The sequence below is a fragment of the Kushneria aurantia DSM 21353 genome, assembly GCF_000382245.1.
GTDB classification, from domain to species: domain Bacteria; phylum Pseudomonadota; class Gammaproteobacteria; order Pseudomonadales; family Halomonadaceae; genus Kushneria; species Kushneria aurantia.
In genome coordinates this window covers 16,877-28,744 of sequence record NZ_KB907894.1, presented here as the reverse complement: position 1 = coordinate 28,744, position 11,868 = coordinate 16,877, and the positions used below count along the sequence as shown (strand labels likewise).

7 protein-coding genes are annotated in these 11,868 nt (G+C 63.7%); 6 read left to right on the top strand and 1 reads right to left on the bottom strand.

The genetic code is table 11. The features are described 5' to 3' along the window. Nucleotides 1–411 precede the first annotated feature (411 nt). The gene (locus tag H146_RS0116550; protein ID WP_019953004.1) at nucleotides 412–1,377 is read right to left on the bottom strand and encodes a hypothetical protein; all 966 of its coding nucleotides are present in this window, start codon (nucleotides 1,375–1,377) and stop codon (nucleotides 412–414) included. A 402-nt stretch (nucleotides 1,378–1,779) separates the two neighbouring features. On the opposite strand from H146_RS0116550, the gene H146_RS0116545 reads away from it, so the two are divergent. From H146_RS0116545 to H146_RS19710, 6 genes are all read left to right on the top strand, one after another. After that, entirely contained in the window at nucleotides 1,780–3,015 is a 1,236-nt protein-coding gene (locus H146_RS0116545) for a M48 family metallopeptidase (protein WP_019953003.1), read from the top strand. Nucleotides 3,016–3,426: 411 nt separating this feature from the next. After that, a complete protein-coding gene (locus H146_RS0116540) occupies nucleotides 3,427–6,060 on the top strand; it encodes a replicative DNA helicase (protein ID WP_019953002.1) in 2,634 nt (877 codons plus the stop codon). A 61-nt stretch (nucleotides 6,061–6,121) separates the two neighbouring features. Continuing rightward, nucleotides 6,122–6,418 carry a hypothetical protein gene (locus H146_RS0116535; protein ID WP_019953001.1) on the top strand — a complete coding sequence of 99 codons (297 nt, stop codon included), beginning with the start codon at nucleotides 6,122–6,124 and terminating at the stop codon, nucleotides 6,416–6,418. A gap of 155 nt (nucleotides 6,419–6,573) precedes the next feature. Further along, nucleotides 6,574–10,530, top strand: a complete 3,957-nt coding sequence (locus H146_RS19715) for a non-ribosomal peptide synthetase (protein WP_019953000.1) — start codon at nucleotides 6,574–6,576, stop codon at nucleotides 10,528–10,530. Further along, nucleotides 10,527–11,408, top strand: coding sequence for a hypothetical protein (locus H146_RS0116525; protein ID WP_019952999.1), 882 nt, complete (start codon nucleotides 10,527–10,529; stop codon nucleotides 11,406–11,408). Before H146_RS19715 ends, H146_RS0116525 begins: the two co-directional genes overlap by 4 nt. Nucleotides 11,409–11,548: 140 nt before the next feature. Beyond that, nucleotides 11,549–11,854, top strand: coding sequence for a hypothetical protein (locus tag H146_RS19710; RefSeq protein WP_019952998.1), 306 nt, complete (start codon nucleotides 11,549–11,551; stop codon nucleotides 11,852–11,854). Nucleotides 11,855–11,868 lie beyond the last annotated feature (14 nt).

The following is an 11,868-nucleotide window of genomic DNA, read 5'->3' as shown; positions in this document are numbered from 1 at the left end:
AGTAGGCTCTCTAACCAGGAGCTGAAGGGCTGAACCTGTCACGAGTGGACAGTTGACCGCTCTCTGATGTGTACGAGCAGAAGCCTCCCCGGAGGGCTCTCGATAACTGTATGGCGGGCCGGAAGCCCAAAGACTGTCGAAGCGCTCAGAGCGCACAGGTGGGCGAATTCAGCGGAACGAAGCTCAGCCCAACAATAATGGGGGACAGGAACCGCCGTGGTACGGATCCGTTTGCCCGGTGGTGTGAGAGGACGGGGGAGGCAACTCCCCCTCCTACTCGATCGTAGCCGTATGAAACTCTCTTCCGGGCTCTCCCCATTTTCCTCAGCGGGTTGCACAATCGATTGATGAAATGGGGAAAAATGCCCTGTGGCTGGGGCCGGGACTCAAACCGATTTGTGACGGCAGCGCTCAGGGCGAGTCCAGTGTGACCAGGTCGCCGCAGATAATGCGTTCTTGCGCATCCGGTGTATCGCTGTGGGAAAGTCGATCAAGCCGGCGCAGGTAGCGTGAGGCACTGCTGATCCGCTCGGCATTATTCATCAGCAGAGCACGCGACTCGGCGTCCCGTGCCATAGCGGCGTAGGGCGGGGTGGAGACGAAATCGGCGGGAGTGTCCGGCACGTCATCCGATCCGGCAAGCAGTTGGGCTGCGAATTTCACGAGTGCGGCCTGCTCATATCGACTCGAATCGTCACTATCGCGTAGACGCTCCGGCGCTGAGATTATCGATACCGCATCAAGAAGTTCGCTCTGGGCAGCGGTAGGTGATTGGGTCGCATAAGCGTCAGACAGTTGGGCCGCGACGCACTGCTCGATCGCATAGGCAGGCGGCGTCAGGGTTTGGACGAAATAGGAAGCGTTCGATGCCTGCTCGAGGCTCATCGGCTTCCATGTCGTGGTGACACCACTCTCATCAGTCATCGTCCAGGTATTGCCTCGGTGCTGAATGTCGAGAGCTCCAACGGCCAGCAACTGGAACATGTCGCGGAAAATGGGCGTTCGTGTGGAACTCGAATCGGTAATAGGCTCACCGCGAACTCGGGGCAGTGTCGTCGCTGGCGACTCACGATCATGGGTATTAAGTCGCAGCGTCAACGAATCAGACACATTGGGCAAGCAGCCGTCAGCGCCTGGCCGACAGGTCGGCGGCTCCCCGAGCGGGCGCCGGATGAGATGCAACAACGCCAGGATCCGGCCACCTTCCTGCTCGAACTGCCCATGCACGAGACGCTGAATTTCGAGGCCCGCGCCTACGCTCTCCAATGGCGGAGCGACCATGACCATTTCTGCGGGCAGACGGGGTGGTGTCGGCGAGGCCCAGCTTGTGGGTGCGATCGACAGGCCTGCCAGCACTATCCAGATCAAGGGTTTCATCCGCTATATCCTCCGCAATCGATCAGCACGGTGGCTGAGAATGAAGTGCCTAATGCTATATTGAATGGGTAGATTGCAGTATACCTGCTGATCGACTCGATGTTTCATCAGGCAGATATCGAACCCCTGATTATCTTGAAGCAATGCAATGCCCAGGTTGCGATTAGCATCGAATGCCACCGCCGAGGTAAGCTGACTTCAGTCGCATGCTCAGCACGCAAACGCCAGCATCACTATGCCGCTACATAACCCCATAATCACCCCATAGCGGCAAGTGACAGATCAGCGCATGGTCCCGCGCGCGATGGGCGCGCAGGTCGCGTATTATCAGCGGTGACGGTTGACGCAGGCGGGGCGGACGCGCCAGCGGCATATAAAAAGAGAGCCTTCAAGGGAACAACGATGAACTTTTCTCTGGTCTACCCGGGCGAGCGTCGGCGCTTCGTACTGCTCATGGTGATCGCCAGCATCCTGTGGATTAGCCTCTCGCTGGTCTCGCTGGGACTTATCCTGATCTATCTGCTGCTGGTCGGGCTGGTTGTGTTCTTCGCACACTCGGCATTCATCGCCATGATTCGTGGCAACGGCGTCAAAATCAGCGCGGAGCAGTATCCGGAGCTGGCGGCGGACATTGAGGCCTGCTGCTGGACGCTGGGGATCGAGACACCGCCGCAGGTTTACCTGCTGCACGCCGATGGCCTGTTCAACGCCCTGGCCACCCGTTTTTTGCGCCGCCACTATGTGGTGCTGTTCTCTTCGGTGGTCGATGCCCTCGCCGAGCGTCCCGAGGCGTTGCGCTTCTATATCGGCCATGAACTGGGTCATATCCAACGCAAGCACCTGGCTCTGGGGCCGATACTCGCCATCGCCGGCTGGCTACCGCTACTCGGCGCCGCCTATCAACGCGCCTGTGAATATACCTGCGACCGCTATGGGCTGGCCTGCTGCCAGGATCCGGACGCCGCCTTTGCCGCGGTGTCGGCGTTGGCCGCCGGCGAGTCGCGCTGGAAAACGCTCAACCTATCGGCGTACGCTGCGCAGCGTCACGATCTCAAGGGATTCTGGACATCACTGCATGAACTGATCGGCGATTACCCCTGGAGCACCAAGCGCGCCCATGCCATCCTCCGGCTCGCCGAGGGTGAGGAGCCAGCACAGCCGCGTCGTCATCCGTTGGCATGGTGTTTCGCTGCCTTTTTTCCGCGAATTCCCGGCTTTGGCGGGGCAGACGTCATGGTCTATCTAATGATTATCGGGCTTTCTATTGCGATTGGCTGGGATGAATTTCAGGCGTATCAATCCAGAACGCAGCTGGCAAATTTTGTCGCTCAGACCGATTCGGATCAGGCGGCGGTCACGGCCTTTGCACTGCGCGAGAAGGTTTGGCCCGAGACGCTTGATCAACTGGGTATCGGCATGCTCCGTAGTACTGACGATCTGCATGCCAACATCCAACTTGGCATCGAGGGTGAGCTTCGTTATACCTTTGTGGGCTACAGCCACGCTGGTCAGAGTCTGACCATGACGCCGTATCCTGTATTTGATGAGCAGAATATTCTCGTCGGCTTTGATTGGTCGTGCTGGAGCGAGGACCTGAAGACCGTGTTGCCGGATGGCTGCCAACGAATGGCGCCTTAGTTCGACGCAGCATGCTGAACTGGCTGTGCTCCGTCAGTGTTGATCACGCTTGTCATCAACGCCGGTCGTGACAGGCACCGGGAGAGGCCGTCACACCAGCAAGGCAGATGTACTTTCCATTTGGCATCAGATCGGTCATTCTGAGAAATTGGAATTTTCCTTTTGGTTCATGGGGTTGTGGTAGATAACATGATACCGTAGGGGAAATTCCGATCTCATTGGTGGCCGGGCATTTTTCCTGTCTCATCAATCGCTTGTGCAACCCGCTGGGGAAAAGTGGGGAGAGCCGGGAAACCGCACGTTGGATGACAGCGTAGCGCGGGCGGGCGTAGGCTATGGTCTTTCTGCCGGTGACCGCCGAGCGTCCTGGTTATCCCTGTTTCAGCCCTGCCCTGGAGTAGCAGAACTGCCATGAGCGAAGTGATCGAAGCGGATCAGGAGACGGCGGCGCTCAAGATACCGCCGCACTCCCTCGAGGCCGAGCAGTCGGTACTGGGCGGCCTGATGCTCGACAATCGTGCCTGGGACGAGATCGCCGAACGGCTGGTCAGCGACGATTTCTATCGCATCGAGCACCGTGACGTTTATAACGCCATGACGCGGCTGGCCGAAGCGGGGCGGCCGCTGGACGTGGTAACGCTTTCCGAGGAGCTCGAGTCCCACGATCGGCTGGAACGGGTCGGCGGGCTCTCCTATCTGGCCGAGCTGGCGCGCAATACCCCCTCGGCGAGCAATATCCGCGCCTACGCCGATATCGTTCGCGAGCGCGCCACGCTGCGCAAGCTGATCACTGCCGCCAATCAGATCGCCGAAGGTGCCTTCAACCCCCAGGGGCGCAGCGCCGACGAACTGGTCAACGAAGCCGAGCGGCTGGTCTTTCAGATCGCCGAGTCGCGGCCCAGGAGTGGCGGCGCTATCGGCATGAGCGATCTGCTGAGCAAGGCAGTGGATCGCATCGACGAGCTGTTCAACCTCAAGGGCCAGATGACCGGGCTTTCCACCGGTTTTCGCGATCTCGACGACATGACCTCGGGGCTGCAACCTTCCGATCTGGTGATCGTCGCCGGCCGCCCGTCGATGGGCAAGACCACCTTCGCCATGAACCTGGTCGAGCACGCCGTGGTCAGCAGCGAAAAGTCGGTGGTGGTCTTCTCGATGGAGATGCCGGCGGAATCGCTGATGCTGCGCATGATCTCGTCGCTGGGGCGCATCGACCAGACCCGGGTGCGCAACGGCCAACTGGAGGACGACGACTGGCCGCGCCTGACCTCGGCGGTCAATCTGCTCAAGGATCGCCAGCTCTATGTCGACGATACCCCGGGGCTGTCGCCCAACGAGATGCGCTCGCGCGCGCGCCGTATCGCCCGCGATTCGGGCGGCATCGGCATGATCATGATCGACTATCTGCAGCTGATGCAGGTGCCCGGTTTCGCCGAGAACCGTACCGCCGAAATATCCGAAATCTCGCGCTCGCTGAAAGGCTTGGCGCGCGAATTCAACTGCCCGGTGGTGGCGCTTTCGCAGCTCAACCGCTCGCTGGAGCAGCGTCCCAACAAGCGCCCGGTAATGTCGGATCTGCGTGAGTGTGTCAGCGGCGATACGCTGGTGATGTTGTCGAACGGAGAGCGCAGGCCGATACGCGAGCTGGTGGGTCAGACCCCCGAGGTGGTGTCGCTGGGCGATGACAACAGGCTTCAGTTTTCGACTTCCGATTTGGTGTGGTCGGTAGGTATCAGGCCGGTTTATGAGGTTTCCCTTGCCAGTGGCCGGCGCCTTCGCGCTACCTCCGAGCATCGCCTCAGGGCCTTCCGGGACTGGAAAAGGGTCGACAGCCTCGAAGTGGGTGACCGCCTTGCGGTGGCTAGAGTGCTACCCGAACCCGGCACCACACGGGTTTGGAAGGAGCATGCGATTGTGCTGATGGCCCATTTGCTGGGTGATGGCAGCTATGTCAAGGGACAGCCTCTGCGTTATACCACCGCCAGCGAAGCCAACAGCGAGGCGGTCAGATGTGCTGCAGAGCAGTTTGGTTCAAGCGTGACTCGCCATGCGGGGCGGGGCAACTGGCATCAACTGGTGATCGCGGGTAATGGCAATCGCTGGCATCCACTGGGGGTGGGGCGTTGGTTGAAGTCGCTGGGCGTTTTCGGCCAGCGCTCCGCCGAAAAGCATGTGCCCGACGAGGTGTTCCAGCTTGCCAACGACCAGCTTGCGCTCTTTCTGCGCCATCTATGGGCCACTGACGGCAGTGTCACCACGACACACGCTGGACGCACGCGGATCTTTTTCTCGACCGTCAGCCGGCGTCTGATCGATGATGTGGCGGCGCTGCTGCTGCGTTTCGCCATTGTGGCGAGAATTCGTCACATCGTATCGGGGGCAGGTAAAGGGTGGTACACCGCTGACGTTTCCGGTTCGGACCAGCAGCGGCGTTTCGCCGAGCGGATCGGGGGATTCGGTCACCAGCAGCAGGCGCTCGAACGTTGCAGGGAAAGCAGCATTCGTGCCAATACCAATCTCGATACTCTGCCGCAAGAAGTCTTTGAACACGTCAGACAAGCCATGGCGGAAAAAAAGGTCAGACATCGGCAAATGGCTGCGATGCGTGGTACCGCCTATGGCGGTTCCTCTCATTTCCGCTTTGCTCCGTCGCGGCAGACGCTCGAGAGCTATGCCGATGTGCTGCAGGACGCGACGCTGAAACAGGCAGCGTCCAGCGATCTGTTGTGGGACAAGGTCGTCGAGATTCGCGCCTGTGGTGAGGAGGAGGTTTTCGATCTGACCGTGCCGGGAAACGCCTGCTGGCTTGCCGACGGTATCGTCAGCCATAACTCCGGCGCGATAGAACAGGATGCAGACCTGATCACCTTCGTTTACCGCGACGAGGTCTACAACAAGGACAACCCCGACAACAAGGGGCTGGCCGAGTTGATCATCGGCAAGCAGCGTAACGGGCCTATCGGTACCGTGCACATGGCCTTTATCGGCAAATATACCCGCTTCGAGGACCTCGCTCCCGAAAGCTACGGCCAGTACGAAGAGTAAGGCGCCGCTCGTCCGAGCGGTGGACAGCCTATTTGACCCATTTCTTCTGACAGGAGTCACCATGCCATCAGGATATCGCCGTGGCGGCCGTCGCCAGCCGCGGCTGGAAGCGCGCGGCACACTGGAGAGTGTCGAGACCGAAGGGCCCTTCAAGGAGTGGTTGGGCATGCCCGATCTGTATCGCCATACCCTGACCGTGAACGGTGAGGTCTACAGCTATCAGGTCGAGGAGTCCGAGCTGCCGGTCGCCATCGGCGACTATGTCGTTTTTCGCTACAAGGAAACAAAGGCGGGACGCTGGATTGATCGGCGTTCGCTGGGGGTGGCGATCGACCCCTCGACATTCAATCGTGACTGAGGGCGCGGCCGGCTGCCGTTGCGGCGGTCGGATGCGTCCGGTTTGAAATGAGACGCATTGTTATTTAAATTCTGCTCAAGCCAGCCGGCTTCTCCCTCGCCGGCACTTTCCGCGACTCGCGCAGCAGGATCCATACAGCAGCCAATGACGACTTCATGAACAGTACCGCTTCCCGCGCCCTCGGAGGTGGTCAGGCCGGCATCTGGTACGGCCAGCAGAGCAGCCGTGAGCAGGGTGGCTACGCGACGGCGCAGTGCCTTGAAATACGCGGCGCGATTGATCCGCGGCAGCTGGCTCGCGCCACCGCCCTTGCCCTCGAGGAGACGCAGTCGTCGTTCGAGCGCTTCGTCGAGGATGAACGGGGCCCTCGACGGCTGGTCGCCCCCGCGACACGCCGCGCGCCGGACGTTGCAGTGATCGATCTGCGCGACGACCCTGAACCCCGCAAGCGCGCCTTCCGCGAGATGGCCCAGCGGCGCGAGCAGCCTTTCGAGCTCGAGCGTGGGCCGCTGGCGCGCCAGGCACTGTGGTGGGTGGCCGACGACCATCTGCTGTGGTGGCTCAATATGCACCACATCGCCGCGGACGCCTGGGCCTTCGCGCTGATTCAGCAGCGTGCCGCCGAGCACTACGCCGCTCTGGTCAAGGGTACTCAAGCCAGAACGGCGTGGTATGGCGGTATCGACCGGGTGGTCGAGGAGGAGCAGCGCTATCTCGACGACAGCGCCTTCGAAACGGATCGCCGCTACTGGCATCAGCGACTCAGCGATGCTCCCGAGCCGGTCTCTCCCGCCGGCCGCTTTGCCCCCGCTTCGGCATACGCCCATCGCCGCGAGCTGGGCGTTGGTGCCGAAGCCACCTGGCGCTTTCGGCAGTGTTGCGACGGCCGTCGCATCGGACTCGCCGAAGCGATCATGGCGGCGGCCGGCAGCTGGTATGCGCGCATGAGCGGCCGTGCCGACATCACCCTCGGCATCCCCATGATGGGACGTCTGCAGGGCGCGGCGCTGAAAACCCCCATGACGCAGGTCAACCTGCTGCCGCTGCGGCTTGCCAGCGGCTTCGAGGCGACCCCCGCCAACTGGTGCGGCGAGGCCGCCGAGGCGCTGGGCGGCATGCGCCGCCATCAGCGCTACCGCCACGAGTGGCTGCTGCGCGATCTGGGCCGCCGCCCGGGTCGGCGGCCGCTGCAGGGCATGCAGGTCAATGTGTTGCCTTTCGACCCCGCCGGCCAGTGGCCCGGCTGCCGGGTGGCGAAACACCACCTGGTGGCTGGCCCGGTGGAGGAGCTGGTGTTCTCCGTCTACCTGGGCGGTGACAGCGACGCCATGCGGCTGGCGCTGGATGCCAACCCGGCACTGTTCAGTGGCGCGGATACCGAGCGCCATCTCGAACGGCTGCGCCACTGGCTGCTCGAGTTCGTCGCTTCGCTGGATACCCCGCTGGCGAAGCTCGAACTGACCAGCGAGGCCGACCGCCGGGCACTGGCGGCCTTCAACGCCACCGATCACGCGGTCGAGACGACCCATATGGCGACGCTGTTCGAGCGCCGGGTGGCCGCCACGCCGCACCACGTCGCCCTGCGTGCCGATGGCGAAACGCTTGACTATGCCGCCCTTGGCGCGCGCGTCGAAGCGCTGGCGACGCACCTGCGCAGGGCGGGCGTGCTGCCCGGTGAGGCGGTAGGTGTACTGCTGCCGCGCTCGCTTGATATGCAGGTCGCGCTGCTGGCCATCCATCATGTCGGCGCCGCCTGGCTGCCGTTGCCGCTGGCCTATCCCGACGCGCGCCTGGCGGAGATGGTCGAGCGCGCCACGCCGCGGCTGGTGCTGACCCATAACGCCGAAAGCGCACGCCTGTCCGGTGCTCCCGCGATACAGCTCGATGCGCCGCCGCTGGCTGCCGAACTGGCGACGGCCGGCGCGCCGCTGAAACCGCTGGCGAGCGATGACCCGCGTCGCGCCCCGGCGCTGGCCGCTTATATTCTCTTTACCTCCGGCTCCACCGGCCGGCCCAAGGGGGTGGTGGTCGAGCAGCACGCCATCGTCAATCGCCTGCTGTGGATGCAGGGCGCCTACGCGCTGGACGTCGGCGACCGGGTGCTGCAGAAAACTCCCAACGGCTTCGACGTCTCGGTATGGGAGTTTCTGTGGCCGATGATCGGCGGCGCCAGTCTGGTGATGGCGCAGGAGGCGGGCCACCGTGACCCGCGCTATCTGATCGACACGGTTATCGCCGAGGCGGTCACCACGCTGCATTTCGTGCCCTCCATGCTGGCGCTGTGGCTGGCCGAACTGAGCGCGGCGGACACCGCACGCATGACAGCGCTGCGGCAGGTGTTCGTCAGCGGCGAGGCGCTGACCGGTGAACTGGTGCGGCGTTTTTTCGCCCGTCTGCCGAGTGTCGAGCTGCACAACCTTTACGGCCCTACCGAGGCGGCGGTAGACGTCAGCGCCCACCGCTGCACGCCGCAGGACGGTGCGCTGGCCGGTGTGCCGATCGGCGCGCCGATCTGGAATACCCGCCTGCACGTGCTGGACGAGCGGCTGCAGCCGCTGCCGCCGGGGGTCAGCGGTGAGCTCTATATTGCCGGGCGCAATCTCTCTCGCGGCTATCTGGGTCAGCCCGAACTCACCGCCGAACGCTTTGTCGAGCAGCCGGCGCTGGCGCCGTACTCGCGGCTCTATCGCAGCGGCGATTTGGCCCGCTGGCGCGCCGACGGCGAACTTGAATACCTCGGCCGGCTGGATCATCAGGTCAAGCTGCGCGGCCAGCGCCTCGAACTCGGCGAGATCGAGGCGGCACTGCTGTGCTGTGACGCCATCGCGCAGGTGGCGGTTGATGTGCAGGGCAGCGCCGGCGAGGCGCGTCTGGTGGCCTGGGTGGTGGCCGCGGCCGGCTTCGAGGTCGAGCCCGAAACCCTCAAACGAGAGCTGGCGGCAAGGCTGCCGGACTATATGGTGCCGGGCGTTTTCGTGCCGCTGACGGCACTGCCGCTGAGCGCCAACGGCAAGCTCGACCGCAAGGCGCTGCCGGCACCGCCGCAGCAGGCGGTGGGGGCCGGACTGCCGGCTACGCCGCGCCAGCAGCAGATCGCTGAACTGTTCGCCGAGGTGCTGGGCCTGGCGCGGGTCGGGGTCGAGGATAACTTCTTCGACCTTGGCGGCCACTCACTCAGCGCCGTCGAACTGGTACGCCGTCTCAACCAGACGCTGGGGTCGGCGTTAACGGTGGCAGCGCTTTTCGAAGCGCCCACGGTGATGGCACTCGACGCTCTGGAGGGCGACGGCGCCGGCCGGCACGGTCTCGGCGTGTTACTGCCGCTGCGCGAGGCCGGCAGCCAGGCGCCGCTTTTCTGCATTCATCCCGCCGGCGGGCTGGCCTGGTGTTACGCCGGGCTGGCACGCGCGCTGCCCGCTGACTACCCCCTCTACGGCCTGCAGGCACGCGGACTGCATGCGGGCGAAACGCGGCCCGCCAGCATGGACGAGATGGCGCGAGACTACATTGAACAGGCGCGGCGGGTGAACAGCAGCGGCCGTTGGCGGCTGCTGGGCTGGTCGGTGGGCGGCATGATCGCCCACACCATGGCGGCGATTCTGGAGGCCGAGGGCGAGGAGGTCGAACTGCTGGCGCTGCTGGATGCTTACCCGGCGGACCTGTGGCGCGACATGACGCCGCCCGACGAGCGTATGGCGCTCACCGCACTGCTGCGCATCGCCGGGGTCGAGCTGGACAACGAAACCGAAGGGGAAGGCGAGCTGAACCGCGCGGCGGTGATTGCGCTGCTGCGTCGCGAGGGCAGTGCACTGGGCCAGCTCGACGCCGCCATCCTGGAGGCGCTGGTCGATGTGGTGATCAACAATAGCCGGCTGGTGCGTGATACCCGCCACCAACGCTTCGGTGGCGATATGCACTTTTTCACCGCCGCCGCACCGCGCGCCGAAGTCTGGCTCGACCGAGAAGCCTGGCGGCCGTTTCTGGGCGGGGAGCTGATCAATCGTGACCTCGACGCCACTCATCCGCAGCTGATGCACCCCCGGCGGTTGCAGGCCATCGCCGACGACCTTGTCGCCGCACTGCGCCGTCGGTATGCCGGGGCGGCTGGATGAGCGCCGGCCTCGACCCTTTCGAGACGCTGGCGGCAGCGCTCGAACGCGCGCCGCTGGTCGGGCTGGGCGAGATTCACTGGTGCCCGGCGGTGCTCGAGGCCTGGTGTGAATTGATCGAGTCGCCGGCGCTGGCCGGCAGCTTCGACGATATCGTGGTGGAGTTCGGCGCCAGCCAGCATCAGGCCCTGATCGACCGCTACATTTCAGGTGAAAATGTCGAGGATATCGACGCCGTACGCCGCGACACCCTCTACTTTCTGCTCTGGAGCGCACCGGTCTATGTGCGCTTTTTCGAGCGCATTCGCGCCCTCAATCGCCGCCGCGCGCCGCACTCGCCGCTTCGGGTCGTGCTGGCCGAGCCGCCGGTCGACTGGCGTCATCTGGATGCCGAAGCCTTTGCGGCGGCGCACCGCGAGCGCGAGGCGCGCTACGTCGAGTGCATCGAACGCGAGGTGCTGGGGCGCGGGCGGCGTGCGCTGTTGATCTTCGGCCTGCGCCATCTGGCGCGCGCTGGCGGTAGCGACGGCGACAGTCTCGCCGAGCGCCTGCTGGCGCGCCGCCCCGCCAGTATCACGCTGATTCACCCCTTCCATGCGCAAAAAGGGCTCTTTTCGGTCGATCAACTGCCGCCGGCGCCGGCCTATCATCATATGATCGCCACGCCGCCCGGCAGTGGCGTTCCGGCCGACTATCTCTGGCAGCTCGGTGAACTGCCTCGCCGGGCTGCATTGCCGAACAACCTCTTTGACGACCCGCGCTGGCTCGATGCCGCCACCCTGCGCCTGGCAGGGCTTGGAAAGGCGCATATCGAGCGCGCCCGAGGACTGATGAGCGAGCCCCAGCGGCGCCTTTTCGATCATCGGCTTGCCCGCTCCTGAAGCCGGGCCTCAGCGCCATCAGCTGACATTAAAGCGTCACTTGATGTCGTCAGACTAATATTGCAATGAAACGAAGACGCAATGCGACAAGCAGGACGCGGGAGGGAGATTGACCGCGTCATCGAACCCCGGGAGTGACCATGGAACTACATCAACTACAGCACGCCGCCGCGCGACATCCCGATATGGAAATCAGGGTGGTGCGCAGCTCACTGAGCCATATCTATCAGATCGAATGTATCACCGACGACGGCCAGCAGCGCTGCCTCAGCCGTCGCGGCAAGCCGCGTCTGTTCCGCTCCATCGATGAGGCGGTGGACGAACTTCAGGGCGTTGGGCTGCGCCGCGCATGGATCGTTCGCCATCCCGATGAGGAAGAGGGTGGGGCCACCAGCCGGCGGCTGATACATCTCGACGACAACGCGCCGCTGCGAATGGCGATCTGAAACGCACTGAGCCA